The 17,244-nt window shown below is 60.7% G+C and carries 14 protein-coding genes; 8 read left to right on the forward strand and 6 right to left on the reverse strand.

Annotated elements, in window-relative coordinates; genetic code table 11:
• Positions 1 to 99: 99 nt before the first annotated feature.
• The 4 genes from zwf (at position 100) to EL18_RS10590 (ending at position 5,482) form a co-directional block, all read left to right on the forward strand.
• Positions 100 to 1,572 carry a glucose-6-phosphate dehydrogenase gene (gene zwf, locus EL18_RS10575; protein ID WP_036482685.1) on the forward strand — a complete coding sequence of 491 codons (1,473 nt, stop codon included), beginning with the start codon at positions 100 to 102 and terminating at the stop codon, positions 1,570 to 1,572.
• Between the two features lie 2 nt (positions 1,573 to 1,574).
• Positions 1,575 to 2,291, forward strand: coding sequence for a 6-phosphogluconolactonase (gene pgl / locus EL18_RS10580; RefSeq protein WP_036482687.1), 717 nt, complete (start codon positions 1,575 to 1,577; stop codon positions 2,289 to 2,291).
• Positions 2,288 to 4,102: a phosphogluconate dehydratase gene (gene edd / locus EL18_RS10585; protein WP_036482688.1), complete on the forward strand. Its 1,815-nt coding sequence runs from the start codon at positions 2,288 to 2,290 to the stop codon at positions 4,100 to 4,102. The genes pgl and edd overlap by 4 nt, the downstream gene beginning before the upstream one ends.
• Positions 4,103 to 4,186: 84 nt before the next feature.
• Positions 4,187 to 5,482, forward strand: a complete 1,296-nt coding sequence (locus EL18_RS10590; protein ID WP_081871155.1) for a DUF2254 domain-containing protein — start codon at positions 4,187 to 4,189, stop codon at positions 5,480 to 5,482.
• 15 nt (positions 5,483 to 5,497) lie between these two features.
• Here EL18_RS10590 and EL18_RS10595 read toward each other — a convergent pair whose 3' ends face one another.
• The 3 genes from EL18_RS10595 to EL18_RS10605 all read right to left on the reverse strand — a co-directional run bounded on the left by EL18_RS10595 (position 5,498) and on the right by EL18_RS10605 (position 9,571).
• A complete protein-coding gene (locus EL18_RS10595; RefSeq protein ID WP_036482689.1) occupies positions 5,498 to 6,466 on the reverse strand; it encodes a GlxA family transcriptional regulator in 969 nt (322 codons plus the stop codon).
• Positions 6,467 to 6,504: 38 nt separating this feature from the next.
• Positions 6,505 to 7,401, reverse strand: a complete 897-nt coding sequence (gene folD, locus EL18_RS10600) for a bifunctional methylenetetrahydrofolate dehydrogenase/methenyltetrahydrofolate cyclohydrolase FolD (RefSeq protein ID WP_036482692.1) — start codon at positions 7,399 to 7,401, stop codon at positions 6,505 to 6,507.
• A 139-nt stretch (positions 7,402 to 7,540) separates the two neighbouring features.
• Entirely contained in the window at positions 7,541 to 9,571 is a 2,031-nt protein-coding gene (locus EL18_RS10605) for a GumC family protein (RefSeq protein ID WP_051914023.1), read from the reverse strand.
• Between the two features lie 187 nt (positions 9,572 to 9,758).
• Between EL18_RS10605 and EL18_RS10610 the strand changes: the two genes are divergently transcribed.
• Positions 9,759 to 10,997 carry a lipopolysaccharide biosynthesis protein gene (locus EL18_RS10610; RefSeq protein ID WP_425277154.1) on the forward strand — a complete coding sequence of 413 codons (1,239 nt, stop codon included), beginning with the start codon at positions 9,759 to 9,761 and terminating at the stop codon, positions 10,995 to 10,997.
• 8 nt (positions 10,998 to 11,005) lie between these two features.
• On the opposite strand, the gene EL18_RS10615 is transcribed toward EL18_RS10610, so the two are convergent.
• Genes EL18_RS10615 through EL18_RS10625 form a run of 3 tightly spaced genes read right to left on the reverse strand, consistent with a single transcriptional unit; the run spans position 11,006 to position 13,841 of the window.
• Complete coding sequence (locus EL18_RS10615) at positions 11,006 to 11,884, reverse strand: DUF6492 family protein (RefSeq protein ID WP_036482696.1); 879 nt, start codon at positions 11,882 to 11,884, stop codon at positions 11,006 to 11,008.
• On the reverse strand, positions 11,881 to 12,669 hold the full coding sequence (locus EL18_RS10620; protein WP_036482699.1) for a WecB/TagA/CpsF family glycosyltransferase: 789 nt from the start codon (positions 12,667 to 12,669) through the stop codon (positions 11,881 to 11,883). Before EL18_RS10620 ends, EL18_RS10615 begins: the two co-directional genes overlap by 4 nt.
• Positions 12,666 to 13,841, reverse strand: coding sequence for a glycosyltransferase (locus EL18_RS10625; RefSeq protein ID WP_036482702.1), 1,176 nt, complete (start codon positions 13,839 to 13,841; stop codon positions 12,666 to 12,668). Before EL18_RS10625 ends, EL18_RS10620 begins: the two co-directional genes overlap by 4 nt.
• A 173-nt stretch (positions 13,842 to 14,014) precedes the next feature.
• Here EL18_RS10625 and EL18_RS10630 point away from each other — a divergent pair, with 173 nt between their 5' ends.
• The 3 genes from EL18_RS10630 (at position 14,015) to proC (ending at position 17,147) form a co-directional block, all read left to right on the forward strand.
• Complete coding sequence (locus tag EL18_RS10630; protein WP_036482706.1) at positions 14,015 to 15,007, forward strand: glycosyltransferase family 2 protein; 993 nt, start codon at positions 14,015 to 14,017, stop codon at positions 15,005 to 15,007.
• On the forward strand, positions 14,976 to 16,277 hold the full coding sequence (locus EL18_RS10635) for an O-antigen ligase family protein (protein WP_036482709.1): 1,302 nt from the start codon (positions 14,976 to 14,978) through the stop codon (positions 16,275 to 16,277). Before EL18_RS10630 ends, EL18_RS10635 begins: the two co-directional genes overlap by 32 nt.
• 69 nt (positions 16,278 to 16,346) lie before the next feature.
• Entirely contained in the window at positions 16,347 to 17,147 is an 801-nt protein-coding gene (gene proC / locus EL18_RS10640) for a pyrroline-5-carboxylate reductase (RefSeq protein ID WP_036482711.1), read from the forward strand.
• The last annotated feature ends 97 nt before the right edge of the window (positions 17,148 to 17,244 follow it).

Genomic DNA, 17,244 nt, shown 5'->3' on the forward strand with positions numbered 1-17,244 from the left:
TCAAGCCACACCAAGGCCTGCAATGGTAGGGGGTGGCTTTTCTAAATCGATTAGATTAAACAGCAGACATTCGAGCCGAGATCATTTTGCGGAGCGCACATGACCAGCCAGACCATTCCCGTCGAACCCTTTGATCTCGTCGTGTTCGGCGCCACAGGCGACCTTGCCGAACGCAAGCTTCTGCCCGCGCTCTATCAGCGCCAGCGCGCCGGACAGTTTTCCGAGCCAACCCGTATCATCGGCTCATCTCGCAGCGCCCATACCAGCGAGGAATATCGCGAGATCGCACGTCAGGCACTGACCGAGCATGTGGCTTCTGAGGATATCGACCAGGATGAGCTTGAGCGGTTCATCGCGCGGCTAAGCTATATTCCGGCCAATGCCCGTAGCGGGGAAGGATTCGAGGACCTGAAGGCGGCCATAGGCGACAGCGATGCCATCCGCGCATTCTACCTCGCCGTGGCGCCGGGTCTGTTCGGCGACATCGTGCAGCAGATCGATCAGCATGATCTTGCAACGCCAACTTCGCGCATCATCGTGGAAAAGCCGATCGGGCGCAGCTTGGAGACCGCGCGCGAGGTGAATGCCACGATCGGCAAGGTGTTCGACGAGCAGCGCATCTTCCGCATCGACCATTATCTCGGCAAGGAGACGGTGCAGAACCTGATGGCGCTGCGCTTTGCCAATGCGCTTTACGAGCCGCTCTGGAACTCCGCGCATATCGACCATGTCCAGATCACCGTGGCGGAGTCGGTTGGCCTTGAAGGTCGTGCGGACTATTACGACAAGGCCGGCGCGCTGCGTGACATGGTGCAGAACCACATCCTCCAGCTTCTTTGTCTTGTGGCCATGGAAGCACCGGCCTCAATGGATGCCGATGCGGTGCGCGACGAGAAGCTGAAGGTGCTGCGTGCGCTGCGTCCGATCACAGCGCACAATTCGCAGAAATTCACGGTACGCGGACAATATCGTGCAGGCGCTTCGGCCGGTGGCGCCGTCAAGGGCTATGCGGAAGAACTCACCGAAGGGCAGAGCAACACGGAAACCTTCGTTGCGCTCAAGGCAGAGATCGAAAACTGGCGCTGGGCGGGCGTGCCCTTCTATCTTCGCACGGGCAAGCGTCTGGCAGCGCGCGTCTCCGAAATCGTCATCCAGTTCAAGCCGGTACCTCACTCCATCTTCGACGAAGGTGCGGGCAAGGCTGTTGCCAACCAGCTGGTCATCCGCCTTCAGCCAGACGAGGGCGTGAAGCAGTGGATCATGATCAAGGACCCGGGCCCCGGTGGCATGCGGCTGCGGCATGTACCGCTCGACATGAGCTTTGCCGAGTCCTTCGACGTGCGCAATCCGGATGCCTATGAGCGGCTGATCATGGACGTGATCCGCGGCAACCAGACCCTGTTCATGCGTCGCGACGAGGTTGAGGCCGCATGGCGGTGGATCGATCCGATCGTTGCGGCATGGGAAGACGGCGCACAGGCCGTGCAGGCCTATACCGCGGGCACATGGGGCCCGTCGGCGTCCATCGCCCTGATCGAGCGCGACGGCCGCACCTGGCATGAGAGCATCTGACGATGACTGAAGTGAAGTGGCACGAATTCGCCTCGGCGCAACCTCTGGCCGAGGCATTGGCGGAAACGGTGGCGAACCGTCTGCGCGAGGCGATCGAGGCACGTGGCTTGGCTGTCATTGCGGTATCCGGTGGTTCAACGCCACCGCCCTTCTTCAACGCGCTTTCACGCAAGGAGCTGGACTGGGCGAAGGTGACCGTGACACTGGTGGACGAGCGCTTCGTGCCGCCCTCCTCAGAGCGCTCCAATGCGCGACTGGTCGCCCATCACCTCCTGCAGAACGAGGCAGCGAAGGCCGATTTCGTTCCGCTCTATCGCGAATGCGACGAAGCCAGGGATGCAGCAGCGCAGGCAAGTGCCGCCATGGAATCGATTTCCGCAATCGATGTGGTTGTTCTGGGAATGGGAACGGACAAGCATACCGCTTCGTTCTTCCCTGACGCAGGCAATATTCGCGAGATCCTCGAGCAGGACGACGGCGACAGCGTGCTGTGCGTTGAAGCGCCCTCGGCCGGTGAGCCGCGCCTGACACTTTCGGTACCACGCGTCATCGGCGCACCTTTCGTGGCGCTGCATATCGAGGGCATCGACAAGAAGGATGCCTTCAATGACGCAATCGCTCAGCAGGAGGGCACGCTCTCTCCCATCCGCGCGGTGACCGAACGTCTCGGAAAAGCACTGCATGTCTATTGGGCACCCAAACAGGACAAGACGCCATGACTGCGACGAAAGGCATTGAAGCCGTTACCGAACGCATTCGCGAACGCTCCCGGGCCCTTCGCGAAGCCTATCTGGAACGCGTGGATGAGGCCGCTTCGAAAGGCCCGCACCGCTCGGTTCTGTCCTGCGGGAATCTCGCTCACGGATTTGCCGCCTGCGCACCCGGCGACAAGGCGGCTCTTGCGGGCGATGAGGTGCCCAATCTGGGCATCATCACCTCCTACAACGACATGCTCTCGGCGCATCAGCCGTTCGAGGACTACCCCAAGCTCATCAAGCAGGCGGCCCACGAGGCTGGCGGTGTTGCGCAGGTGGCAGGTGGCGTACCGGCCATGTGTGATGGCGTGACGCAAGGGCAGCCCGGCATGGAACTCTCGCTGTTCTCGCGCGATGTGATCGCCATGGCGACGGCGGTCGGCCTGTCGCACAACATGTTCGATGCAGCGGTCTATCTTGGCATCTGCGACAAGATCGTGCCGGGACTTACCATTGCCGCTTTCACCTTCGGACATATTCCGGCGATCTTCATTCCCGCCGGCCCGATGACGACGGGCCTGCCCAATGATGAAAAGGCGCGGGTGCGCCAGCTTTATGCAGAGGGCAAGGTGGGGCGCGAGGAGCTTCTTGAGGCGGAATCAAAGTCCTATCACGGTCCGGGCACCTGCACCTTCTACGGCACGGCCAATTCCAACCAGATGCTCATGGAGATCATGGGCCTGCATATCCCCGGAGCATCCTTCGTCAACCCGAACACGCCGCTGCGTGACGCGCTGACGCGCGAGGCGGTGAAGCGTGCGCTTTCCATCACCGGGCTTGGCAACGAATTCACGCCTGTCGGGCGCATGATCGACGAGAAATCCATCGTGAATGCCGTGGTCGGCCTCAATGCCACCGGCGGCTCCACGAACCACACTATGCACCTGGTGGCCATGGCGCGCGCCGCCGGGATCCACATCACCTGGGAAGACATTTCGGACATTTCCGACCAGGTGCCGCTGCTCGCACGGGTTTATCCCAACGGTCTGGCGGATGTGAACCATTTCCACGCCGCTGGCGGGCTCGGTTTCCTGATCCGCGAGCTTCTCGACGCAGGGCTACTGCATGAGGATGTGCGTACGGTCTGGGGCGATGGATTGCGCTCCTATGCGATCGAACCCAAGCTTGGAGAGGACGGATCCGTCATTCGCGAGCCTGCGCCCGCCAAGAGCGGCAACGAGAAGGTGCTCGCGCGCTACCCGAAGGCTTTCCAGCCCACTGGCGGTCTGCGCGTGTTGCGCGGCAATATGGGCAAGGCGATCATCAAGACTTCGGCCGTCAAACCGGAAAAGCGGGTCGTCGAGGCGCCTGCCATCGTCTTCCATGCGCAGGAAGAACTGCAGGCCGCCTTCAAGGCGGGTGAGCTTGATCGCGATTTCGTCGCCATCATCCGCTTCCAGGGCCCCAAGGCGAATGGGATGCCGGAACTTCACAAGCTGACACCGGTGCTCGGCCTTCTCCAGGACCGCGGCTATCATGTCGCCCTTGTCACCGACGGGCGCATGTCGGGCGCATCGGGGAAGGTGCCGGCGGCAATTCACGTGACACCAGAAGCCCTGGATGGCGGCCCCATCGGACGTGTCCAGACCGGGGACATGGTGCGGCTCGACGCGGAAAAGGGTACGCTTGAAATCCTTGTCGACCAGGCGGAATTCGAGACGCGCCCGCTTGCACAAGCGGATCTAAGCGGCAACAGTTTCGGCATGGGGCGTGAACTGTTTGAAGGCTTCCGTAAACTGGCGTCGCGCGCAGATGAGGGTGCCGCGGTTTTCTGAAACAGCACACAAGCGTAGTTCTCCGGCAGCTTCATCTTCCGGAACCAGCTGAGCCTCTGAGTGTTTCTCCTGAAGGGAGCGGTCATGGGCACATTCTGGGTACTCTTCAATCGCGTCGTGCGGGCATTGTGGTTCTTGCCCGCCATCTTTTCGGTGGCGGCACTTGTTGTCGTCTCGGCAGCGATACTGGTCTCCAGCTGGTTCCCCTTCGACGTCGATACGGAAAAACTACCCTTCACCATTTCTGCGGATGCGGTGGAGAGCATTCTGACCATCGTCGCCTCCAGCATGCTGGCGGTTGCGGTTTTCGCGCTGTCGACGCTCGTCGCGCTGCTGAACAACGTCTCGCAAAACGCCACCCCGCGTGCGGTTCCCCTGATCGTCGCAGACCGTGCGGCGCAGACGGCCATCTCGATCTTCATCGGCGCTTTCCTTTTCTCCGTGGTGGGCATTATCGGCCTGTCGGCCGGGATTTACTCGGAGCTGGGCAGGATCATCCTCTTTTCCTCCAGTATCTTCGTCGTACTGGTCGTGGTGTGGGCGCTTTTGAGATGGATCAGCGAAATCTCGCGTATCGGACGTATCGAGGAGACAGTGGAGCGTGCCGAAAATGCCACCTGGTCCGCGCTGAAGCGCATGGGGCGCGCCGGCCAGTTCGGTTGCAAGGCGCGGCGCTCGATCCCCGCGCAGGCAACGCCGCTGAACTGCAGCGAGATCGGATATCTTCAGCATTTCGATCCGGTGGCGCTGCAAAAAGTGGCAGAGATGAAGGATCTGCACATCCATCTGCCGATCCGTCCCGGCTCCTATGTCGACCATCAGACGCCTCTTGCCTGGGTGGAAGGTGATGCGGATGAGGAGTGCATGGACGAATTGCGCAGTGCCTTTCTCGTGGGCAGTCGACGCACCTTTGAATATGACCCCGGCTTCGGACTTATCGTGTTGAGCGAGATCGCACAGCGCGCGCTTTCTCCCTCACTGAATGATCCGAAAACCGCCATCCACGTCGCGACCGTCCAGACGCGACTTCTTGCCGATTGGGAAAGCCGGTGGGAGGCGCTGGCGGAAGCCGATCAGCATGACCGCGTCAGCCTTGTCCCTGTTGACGATGCAGAAATGCTGCGCGCCGCGTTCGACGGTCTGGTAACCGACGGCGTTGAATCGCGCGAGGTCGTCAATGTCATCCTGCGCAGCTTGCACACGATCCAGAAGATTGCCCCCCAACGTCTGGCAGGCCCCGCGAGACAGCTTGCCGGCGAAGTGCTGGAACGCTGCTATGATACGCTCGCACATGAGCTGGACATAGAAGCCGTTCGCGAAACCGCGATCGCCTATGGCTTCGAACAGGCACAGGATGCAGGCAGCAACGCCACGCACTAATGTCCGGGATGCATCTCAGCTCACCATGCTGCGTCGTTCCTCGCTGGGCGGGCGACCGAATTGCAGGCGGTAGCTTTGCGCAAAATAGGAATGCGAGGAGAAGCCGGTTGCAAGCGCGACGCTCAAGATCGGCATATTAGTCTGGCGCAAGAGCTCGCGCGCGCGCTCGAGCCTCATGCGCATGTAGTAACGGCTCGGCGTCACGTTCAGGTGCCGCAGGAACAGGCGCTCCACCTGCCTGACCGACAGATTGGCGGCCTTCGCAAGCTGGGCTGCAGAGAAGGGTTCGTCGAGATTGTCTGCCATTAGCTCAACTATCTTCTTCAACTTCTCGGATTTGCCGGCAAGTTCGCTTTCCGGTCCCGTACGCTGCCTGTCCCCCTGGGAGCGGATGCGCTCGTGCTGCACCTGGTTGGCGACCGCGGTTGCCAGCGTGGAGCCGAAATCGGCGCGGACTATCTCAAGCATCAGGTCAATGGAGGTGCTGGCACCGGCGCAAGTATAGCGGTTGCGGTCGATCTCATAGACATTGTTGGTGCACTCGATATCGGGGTACCGCTCCTGGAAGCTTGCCCTGTTCTCCCAATGTATCGTGCAACGATAGCCGTCCAACTGGCCCGCTTCGGCAAGCAGGAACGTGCCTGCTGCGAGCGCACCGAGCCCCCTGCCCTGACGCCCCCAGTTTCGAAGCGCTGAAAGCACCTTGCTTTTGGCCGGGAACTCGGTCGTCAGACCGACACAGGTGAAAAGAATATCCTGCGGCGGAAGGTCGGCCACCGCATAGTCGACCTTCAGCGCGAGGCCATTGGAGGCCATGACCGTTTCACCGTCCGCCGAAGCCGTGGTCCAGCTGTAGTAGTCCCTTTCAAGCAGGCGGTTCGAGGTGCGCACCACATCGATGGCGGCTGCCAGTGACAGCATCGAAAACTTGTCGACCAGCAGAAAGGCAAATTGCCGCCCTGCGGGCGTAAGATCCTTCAACATGTGACCACCATGGCAGCGTCAGCAGGATTCGCCAAGCCTTACAGGCGCGGCGCGGGCATGCCGGCGGCCCGGCAGGCGGAAGCAAGCGTGTTGGCCATGAGCATGGCGATCGTCATCGGGCCGACGCCTCCGGGCACGGGCGTTATGGCTCCTGCCACCCGTTCAGCTTCTGCATAGGCGACGTCACCCACAAGCCGCGTCTTTCCCTCTCCACGCTCGGGCGCATCTATGCGATTGATGCCGACATCGATGACGGTAGCGCCTGGCTTTATCCAGTCACCACGCACCATCTCCGGACGACCGACCGCAGCGACGAGAATATCGGCGCTGCGTGCAAGGGTGGGCAGATCGCCGGTTCGGCTATGCGCGATGGTGACGGTGGCATTTGCCGCCAGAAGCAGGCTCGCCATGGGTTTTCCGACAATGTTGGAGCGGCCAATGACGACTGCGTTTTTGCCGGAAAGGTCGCTGCCCAGTTCGCGCTCGATCATCAGCATCGCACCGGCAGGGGTGCAAGGCACGAAAGCCCTGCCGGCACTGCCCGTCGCAACCATCCCCACATTCATGTAGTGGAAACCGTCGACATCCTTCTTAGGCGCAATGGCCTGGATCACGCGGTCGGGATCGATCTGTTCAGGCAAGGGAAGCTGGACCAGGATGCCGTGGATGGCCGGGTCCGCATTCAGGCGCGCGATCAATTCGAGGAGTTCATTTTCCGGCGTGTCGGCGGCCAGGTCATGCTGCACGGAATGAAAGCCACACTCCTTGGCGCGTTTGGATTTCGCGCCGACATAAACCTGGCTTGCAGGATCTTCACCGACCAACACGACTGCCAGACCGGGGACGATGCCCTTCTCGCTCAAATCGCGAGCGTGATGCGCAACCTTCCCCGTGGTTTCTGCCGCAAGAGCCTTACCGTCGATGATGCGCGCCATGGTCTTCCCCTTCGCTCCACCGGAGCGTGTGCCAGCTCAAGACGCGCTCCATGAATTGCGTTTAGGCAGCTATGACCGGCAAGGCAATGACTAGTTGCCCCTGCATGCGCTTTCCCCAACCTTTGTGCCGCAGCTGGTTCTAGCGATAGGCAGCGCGTTTGGCGGCGAGCATATCCATTTCCATGCGCAAGGCGCGCAGCTCCTCGCGCAGTTGATGGACCTGTTCATCTACCTGTTCACCAGCATCATGGTAGGCGGTGCGCTCGTCCCGGTCATATTGATATTGTCCATGGGTGCCGTAATCTGCGCGCGGCGCAGCTGCGTAGGTCTCCTGACCATAGGGATAGCCTGAGACCTCCCTGTCCCGTGCACGATCTTCGGCATAGCGTTCCCTGCCGCGCGGCGGAGGGTTGTCATGGTCAGAGGAATAGACCGGGGCTCCGGCTGGTTGGCCACGCATATTGTCCCGCAGGCTCGTCCATGCTCCCCAGAGCGCGCCCAGAGCCACACCGGCAAGAAAGCCGAGCAATGCGCCGGCAATCGCTATCGTCTTTCGCGTCGGCGGTTCGGAAAGCAGCGGCGCATAGGCCGGGGAGATGACACTCACATTCGAGGTGTTCAAATCGCGCTGCTCCCCTGTTTCGCGGGCGCGCAACAGAAATGCCTCATAGACGGAGCGACGGGCACCGGCCTCGCGCTCCAGTTCGCGCAGCTTGACCTGATCGGTTTCAAGATCGCCTTTCTGCACTTTCAACCGGGCAAGACGAGCAGCCAGATCCTGCTCAAGCTCCACTGCACGTTTCAGTTCAACCTGCATGGACGCCGCGACACGGCGCAGTTCCCGCGCGATGGCATCACGAACGCCTGCCAGTTCCGCTTGAATGGCCTGATTGTCGGGATGACGCGGTCCAAGCCTGATGCTTGCGCGATCCGCCTGCTGTTTGAGCGCCGTGTATTGGCTTAGCAGCTCGGTCATGACGGGTGAGGCCACCTGCTCAGGCAAAGCGCCTCCCAGAACATCCTCGACTCCCAGTTCACGGGCGGTGCTCACACGGGCGTTCAGTTCGGCGGTGCGCGCGCGGGCGGTGCTAAGCTGATCGTTCAGCTTGAGGATTTCGTCTTCGGAGATCAGGCGCCCCTGGACGTCGATGATGTCGTTCTGCGCCTTGAAGTCGGCGACCGCCTGCTCTGCGGCGGCCAGTTCGGTCTGCAATTCGCCGAGCCGGTCCGTGATCTCGTTGGTTGCGCGGTCTGCCGTCTGCGCCTGCATGTTGCCGGCGGTTTCCATGTAGACTTCCGCGACCGTGGTGGCCACATCGACGGATTTGTCGGGGTCCTGCGTCGTCGCACCGATATAGATGATGAATGTGCGAGCGGACCGGCCGACGGACAGTTTTTCGGCCAGATTGCTCACAGCAAGCGCTTTACGCTCGGCTTCACTTGACGCGGTGCTGCCTGCTGCACGGCCGAGAATGGTTGTCAGCAATCCACCGCTGCCTTGCCCGTTGAATTCGGGATCTTCGTCCAAAGCCAGACGGTCGACGACCTGATTCAAGACCGTCCCGGACCGGATGATGCTGACCTGGTTCTCGATGAGCGCCAGCGTCGCATCCGATGGTAGACCGTCACGGGTCAGCTCCCGCTCCACGAGTTGGAGATTGCGGGGATCGAACAGAAGTTCGGTGGAGGCGTAATATTCCTTCGGCGTGGACAGCGCCACGAGTACACCCAGCACGCCGCCAATGATCGTGGTCAGCACGATGACCCATCGCGCGGCGGCAATTCCGGAGATCACCCTCATGGGATCAATGATGGGGCGCCAGTACTGGTCCTGTCGTTCATTCGATCCATCCCGCACCTGATTGTCGGACCTGGAACGCGGAGGCGGACTGGTATCAGGCTGCGGTTCATGCCTTGCATCCCGGCCCTTCAGGCGCTCCCACCAGCTTGTTTTTGCGCGGTCATCGCGCGGTGGCATCTTTTCCGCAGCTTGATGGTCACGAAAGCGGGCTTCATTGCCTCGTTGATATTCGTCCTCATGGAGCGGCTCTGGCCTGCGCTGGCCCTGATGGGAAGCAGAAAGCAGCGAATTGGAGCGGCGCGCCCTTTTCGCATCAGCAGCAGAAGAAGCTGCCCTGCGCCCTTTCGCACCAGACGATGTGTCAAACATGGAATTCCGCCCATACCCAAGCAGGCCCGGAAGCAGCCTGCGTTTATGTCAAGCAAAGCTAAACTCACACGGGTAACAAAGGGTTAATTGCACCGAAGCGCGGTTACAACCAACCGGACATTAAGCTTTGCATGATAGGCGGTCCTCCTGAACAAGCAGGGGCACTACCATCAGACCGCTTCAAATCATTGCACAGAAGGCACATCTGCTGCGCGACTACTTCAAGGCGATCAGCGGCTCGGCGGGACGACTCGTCTTCTCGCTCGCCTATTTCGTGCTTTTGGCGAACGCGCTCTCCATCGCGGAGTTTGGCCTGTTTGCCACGGCGTCAGCGGCGGGCGTGGTGCTTTCGCGCATTTTGGGCTTCGGCTTCATCGCGCCGCTCTACCGGATCGCCACGGTCAAACCGCGACTGCTGGGGGCCTATACGGCCGGTTTCATGGGACTGAGCGCCCTTTCGCTGCCCGTGCTCGCTGGTGCCGCGTGGTTGATGTATCTGTTGTTTTTCGCGAGCGACATGCCGCTTGGCATTTTCGCGGCCATTGTTGCGTCCGAAGCGTTGCTTTGGCGACCGACCGAAGCAGTCATCATCGTCAATAACGGGCTCAATCGCTTTGGGCGCGGCGCGTTTCTGACAATCATGGGCACGGCAATCCGATGCGCGGCGGCCTTTGTTTTCGTCTTCGCATCCGAACGTAACCTGGCGAACTGGGCGGTCTATTATCTGGCCGCAAATGGACTGTCTCTGCTCATCGCCGCCGGCTTCTTCTATCCGTGGAGGCGTTTGAAGTTCACGCCGGAACTTTACGGTCGGCGGCTGCCGGACGCGCTTTATGTCTCGGCCGCAGAGATCCTGTTCTATCTGCAGATGGAACTCGACAAGCTTCTGGTTCTGGCACTCGGAAATCCGCAGTTGGCCGGGATCTATGCCATCATAATGCGCCTTGTCGACCTGACCGCCATACCGATCCGCACCTTCTCGATGCTGCTGGTCCAAAAGATGATGCGGATGCCCGACCTCCTGAAGCGGCTGACCGTCCGCTTCGGCATTGAAGGCGCGATATTCGCCGTCTCCACAATGGGACTGTTGGGGCTGGCGATCATCCTGCATTTCCATCCACGGCTTCTTGGCGACAATGTCGCCGAAGCCGCACCACTCGTGATGCTGGCGCTTGCCATCCCCGGATTGCGCAATCTGGTTGAATATCAGGCCGAGCTGCTCTTTGCCCGCGGTCAGACGGCTTGGCGGGCAATCAACCTTGTCCTGATCGGTGCTCTCAAGGCAGGTGCACTTGCGCTGATCCTGTCGCTGCACGAAGCGCCACGGGAAATCGTATTGTCGCTGAACTGGGCGTTTCTAGCGCTGTATCTTCTCTCGCTGGCACTCACCAGCATAGCTCTCACGCACCCGGCCAAGCGGGTCTAGGATGCATGTCAGAGTAAGAGGCGGCGCAAGGTGTCAAGATTGGTACCAGTGAAGGACTGAATACCGACTGCGACCTGCTCAGGCGTCATGGAAGCGGCAAAATGCTCCAGTCCCGCCACGTCGAGGCCTGGGCCATCCCAGTAGACCTTGCACAGCGAACGATCCGCGTGGAAGTGGCCGGCACCGTGCAGCACCTCGTCCACATACCGGCCATAGAGAATGCATTCGGAGAATTTGCGGACCCGCGCGACCGCCTGAACCCAAGAGGTTCCATGGCGGGATTCCACGTGACGCATCATGGAAAGAACTGTGTCGCGCCGCCACGCGATGACGGTGGATATGTAGTCGTGCGGGGGCACAGGCTCCGCCGGCAGGCCGAGTGTTCTGCCTGCATTGGCCGACCAGGTCAGGTGATCGCCGTCAGCGGGCAATGCATCATCGCGCCGGTAGAGGCGGAGTGCGCTGCCGTGCCAGAATTGCGCGAGGTGGAAATCCTTCAGGAACAAGACGTCCGAATCGCAATAGGCGATGGTCTTCTGCGGGATATGTGCGGCAATGGCTATGCGGCGAAGCTGCTGCACATGCCAGCCCCGCAATGGCGGCAGTTTCGTGCTGACCCAGATGCGGCGGCGCAGAAGGCTCGTCGGATCAGGCAAGTCGTGCAGCCATGAGGGGAGAATGTCACGTTCGTCCACGACTTCACGGCGTCTGCTTTCCAGTTGCCTGAAGCGGGATACGTCGCGACCGGAGACGAGCAGATAGTGCTTGTCCATGCCGGAGACATGGCGATCTATGGATTCACACAGGAGCCTGCATCGCTCCAGATCCGGCCCATAGCTCGGCGTCGCGATCGCCGCACCATTGTGACCATCGTTTGTCATGCTCATGCGCCACCTGCGCTACCAGCAATCTTCTGGCGCAAGACGCGCGTCAGGAAAAGCGGATTGCCGAGGATATAGCGGCGCCAGAGGCGCTTGGGCTCAAGAGCAAGGCGATAGAGCCACTCCATCCGCAAGCTGCGTACCCATTGCGGTGCGCGCGGAATGTCCTCGCTCAGAAAGTCGAGAAGTGCACCGATGCCGAAGGCGAGCGTGCAATGTCGGTGATCAAGCTTGTCCGCGATCCAGAATTCCTGTCGCGGAACACCCATTCCTACAAGGAGGATATCCGGCCGTGCCTCAGCCAGCCCCGCCAAAAGCGCTGCCTCCTCGGCCGGGGAAAAAAATCCGTGGTGACGGAATACAATCTGGTGCTGCTTGTATCGGTCTTGCAGAAGAACCGCAGCAGCGCTGTTTCGCTCCTCGGTCGTGCCTATGAGGCCGATGCGCAAGGGCGTTGCCGTTGCGGCTAGAAGCGCCGGCACGAAATCGGTGCCATTCAGATTGGCCGGGAAAGGCTGGCCGTAAAGCAGTCGCGCGGCGATGTCGACGCCCAAACCGTCGGGCAGCACCGTGAATCGTTCGAGGACCTGTTTGAAATTCCGAGCCGTGCTGGCCAGATTCGCGTTATGTGCGTTCAGGAATGAAATTCGCGTGAAGCTTCGCCTGGAGATCGCAGCCTGCAATTCGAAGATGGCCTCCTCCCATCCCAATACGCGGACCTGATTGCCCAGAATGTCGTGGGAACAGGGTCGAGATCGCGATGCTGCTTCGAGCTTTGCGGCCTGGCTCATGCGGCGGCCCCGATCCGGACACCACCCAAAGCGGCAAGGCCCCTGGCCAGTTCGGTGTCGAGCCGTCCGATCTGGTCTTGATAGAACTTGCTGCCATCAACAACGGGTGGCGGATTTTCCACGAGCTGCAACAACGCCTCGGCAAAAGCCTTGGGTGCGTCCGCCCGAATGCAGTTGTCGGGGATGCTGGCGATGCCGCGCAGGGAGTGTGTCGTGGCAACAGCGGGCAGGCCCAGTTCGAAAGTCTCGATGGTCTTGAGCTGCACGCCCGTGCCAGCGCGGCTGACAAGCGGCACGACCTTCGCTGCCGAGACAAATTCCTGTGCATCGGGAACCCGCCCCGCGAAAGTGACTGCGCGATATCGGTCTGCCATCCCTTCCGGAGCGCGTCCGCCGATGCGAATATCGAGCTTGCCCTCGAGCAGCGGGACCACCTCATCGAGGAACCAGCGAAGTCCGATCATGTTCGGCGCCCAGGTCCAGGTGCCGATCAGTGCTGCGTCGAAAACTGCCTCGCCCCTGCGCGTGGAAGCAGGCAGCGTGGTGCGTGTGACGAGCGGCAGCGCAGCCGAGCGATCCGGCGTTGCAACGCCCAGCTTCTCCCGGTCGTCTTCGGCAAAGGTGTAGACAAAACGCGCTCCCTCGCAGAGCCTCCTTTCGAGGTCACGCAGGAGGCGTGCCTCGCGGCGAAAGAGACAGCGCGTGAGGAAGCTGTCGGCGGCTGCAGCATTCTCGACAGCCGAAACATGCTCCACATTATGCGCGATATAGAGATAGGGCCAGCGCGTCAGCACCTTCTCGAATGCGCCCGCGAACTGCACGGAGTTGAGTATCAAACCGTCGATTGGCCCGAGTTTTTTCAACTCGTCCTCGACATTCTCCGGCGAAACCGTGCGCAATTTGGCGCTCGCGAATGTCAGGCCGTTCTGCACCGCGGTTGCCAGCCACGAAAGCTTCTGCCTGGTGGAGGCACCATCGGTGGTCACATCGACGGCATCCAGCACCACCGTGCGGTCGGGCTCCAGCGCGTCTTTTCCGGGCCACACGAAACCAAGGATAGAAACCTTCACACCCGCGCGGCGCAAGGCATCCAGTACCGCGGCGTTGGCGATCTCGTAACCGGTTTCCGGTGTCCCGCATGGCACGAGCGATGTGGCAAAGACTAGATGCATCTGGCTCCTCTTGTGCTCGCACTGCTCTAGCAGAAACGCGTGAAGTGAAGATTAAGCGCGGCGGTATAACCGGAACCGGCGACACAATGCGCGTAAAGGTGGTGAAGGTATTTAACGCGCCCTTAATGGCGTGTGCATAAAAGAAGCTCGAGGCCAAGGGCGGGGATGACTGAATGACCACTGCACAGACAGGTGCAAATGTTGAGATTTTCGCGCGCTCACCGGGCGTGCTGGAACCGGAGATCGTCGTCACGGTCCCGACATTTCGCCGTCCCCGGCAGATTCTGGAAACCTTGCAATCACTGATCCAGCAGCGCACCACCCGCCCATTTGCGGTGATCGTGATGGAGAACGAAACGAACGGTGGTGAAGGTGCCCATGCGGCCGCCCCGCTTTTCCAGGACGGAAGCATTGATGGCCTGGTTCTTCTTGCTCACGATCGCGGCAATTGTTGCGCGTACAATGCCGGCTTTGAAACTGCCCTGGCCGAATTTCCGGGCGCCCGCGCGATAGCCATAATCGATGACGACGAGTTGGCCGATCCGGATTGGCTTGAGGAAATGGCGGCCTGTGCCGATCGTCTGGCGGCAGACATCGTTGGCGGGCCGCAGATACCGATCTTTGCCGACCCCGAACATGAAGCATGGCGCACACATCCGGTCTTTTCGCCACCCTATGAGCGCACGCAGAAAGTGGAGGCGCTCTATTCCTCCGGAAATCTTTATATTCGCCGGGGCGTGCTTGAAGCCATGCCGAAGCCCTATCTGGACCTGAAGTTCAATTTCCTGGGCGGTGGGGATTCCGATTTCCTCAGCCGGGCGCGCCAGAAAGGCTTCCAGCTTGCCTGGTGCGCGGAAGCGCCGGTTCGCGAGACCGTCCCGTCCAGGCGCCTTGAGGCCGACTGGATACGCGCACGCTCGCTGCGCAACGGCGTCATCTCCACCCTGGTAGAGAAGAAGAAGCGTGCCGGCGAAAGGGCTGGAAACCTCAAGGTCATTGCCAAGAGCCTCGCACTACTTTGTCTTTCGCCCCTGCGGGGGTTGCGCCGCTACATCGCGACCCGCTCCTGCTCCATCGGCATGTATCCGATCTATGTTGGTCTCGGACGCGTCTTGGCAGAATTCGGCTATATGAATGAGCAGTATCGCGAACCCGAGAAAAACTGACATCGCCCCGGCGAGCGTCGAGCGCATCAGCGCACAAGTCGCGACGGTCATCGCCAGCGTGATTCTCACGCTTGGACTGGTGTCCTTCCGCCCGTTCCAGCCTTCCGGACCGGAAGGCGAAACAGGCGGCGACATCCTGAACCAGCTTGGTTATGGCAGCCTTGGCGTACTGGCACTGGCGGCCATGGTGATGCTTGTCAATCGCCGCACGCTCTCGGCGTTGCTGAGCCCGTGGTGGCTCATTCTCCTGGGTTTCGTCGCGCTGGCCGTGACCAACGCGCTCTACCCTTCAAGCTCGATGCGTTCTGCAGCCTTCACCATTATCGGCGTCATCTGCATGTGCGGCGTGCTTGTCATACCGCGCAACGTCGATGCTTTCTCACGCGTGCTTGCGGTCGCCTCGCTGGCTGCACTGGCAATCAGCTATTACGGCATCCTGTTCAAGGCCGGCATTGCCATACACGGCGGCGACGGCTTCGAACCGCAGCATGCCGGGCTGTGGCGTGGCAGCTTTTCGCACAAGAACATCGCGGCTCCGGTCATGGCCTGCATCAGCCTTTGCGGACTTTACCTCCTTCGGCGCGGCTGGCGCCTCGTCGGTGCGATCATTCTTGTGAGCGCATTGTTCTTCATGACGCAAACGGGCTCCAAGACCACGCTCGCCACGGTGCCACTGGCAATCGCGATGGTGATGCTACCCGGCATGATCGGCATGCGCGCCATGGCACCGATCTGTGTGGCCACGGCATTGATCGTGCTTGCGCTGGGCACGCTGGGAACCGTGTTCATTGAGCCGCTGAAAGAGCTGCGCGAGGCGATCAGCCCAGACCTTACATTCACAGGCCGCACGGCCCTGTGGGACTTCATGGGCGAGCATATCGCCGAGCGCCCGCTGACCGGTTATGGTTTTGCCAGTTTCTGGGGCACCGAACATGTGCTGCTTGCGGATCTGCCTTTCGATCGTGAATGGGACATTCGCGGGATCGTGCATGGCCATAACGGCTATCTCGACCTGGCCATCATCATGGGGCTGCCGGCACTCGCAGTTGCGATAATCGCATTCGTTATCGCACCCATCCGCGATTATGTGCGTACGCCGCTGCTGCGCGAAAATGTCCTGATGTCGGAATTCTTCATGATGGTGCTCACCTTCACGCTGATGAACGCATTCCTGGAAAGCTTCTTCTTCCGGCGCGCCGATCCGGTCTGGCTGTTCTTCGTTCTCGCTGTTTTCGGTCTGCGCGTGGTGGCACGTTTCCCTATCCGCTAGGCCTGCGGTTTCCCAGCGCCAGCGCATCGTGTAGATGCGGTACTCCAGTAAAGCGAATGGGAGCGCGTCATGGGCAAATCAGTCATCCTCGTTGGTTGCGGCAATATGGGCTACGCCATGCTGAAGGGCTGGATTGCCTCGGGAAAGCTGGTCCCGGCAGATGTGAACGTGGTCGAGCCCAACGAGGCGCTTCGCGCTCGCGCGCAGGAACTCGGTGTCACGACGGTTGAGGACGCGTCTGATCTTGCCTCCGGAGACCTCATCGTGTTTGCGGTCAAGCCGCAGGTGATGGGCAAGATCGTTCCTGCCTATCAGCGTTTCGAAGATGCAACATTCGTGAGTGTCGCCGCGGGTACCGGCGTCGCGACATTTACCGAAATTCTCGGCCCTTCAAGCGCGGTTATCCGCTGCATGCCCAATACTCCGGCTGCAATCGGCAAGGGGATGATGGTTGTCTTCGCAAACGGGAATGTAAAACCGGCCATGCTGGACTTCGTGAAGGCTCTGCTGGCCACCAGCGGCGAAGTCACGATGATCGACAGCGAAGAGCTCATGGATGCCGTAACGGCAGTCTCGGGCTCGGGACCTGCCTACATATTCCACTTCATCGAATGCCTCACCTCAGCAGGGGAGAAAGCGGGGCTTCCCGCCGAAACCGCGAAACTTCTTGCCATGCAGACGGTATGGGGTGCAGCCTGTCTGGCAAAGGAAAGCGGCGAAGAGCCGGGCCTGTTGCGCGAACAGGTGACAAGCCCCAATGGCACCACGGCTGCAGCGTTGTCGGTTTTCATGGATCAGCACGAGCTCGAAGAGCTTGTCGGAAAAGCGGTTGCAGCCGCCAAGAAGCGGTCGATGGAGCTTGGGCAGTAGCCAGCTTGGACCTGGGAGGCGTTTCTGTGGTGCGGTTGACGGACTTGTGCGGGCCCATTGCCCCTTGCCCGTCCAACCACCCTGTGCAAAGTGCCTT

The organism is Nitratireductor basaltis, assembly GCF_000733725.1.
GTDB lineage: Bacteria > Pseudomonadota > Alphaproteobacteria > Rhizobiales > Rhizobiaceae > Chelativorans > Chelativorans basaltis.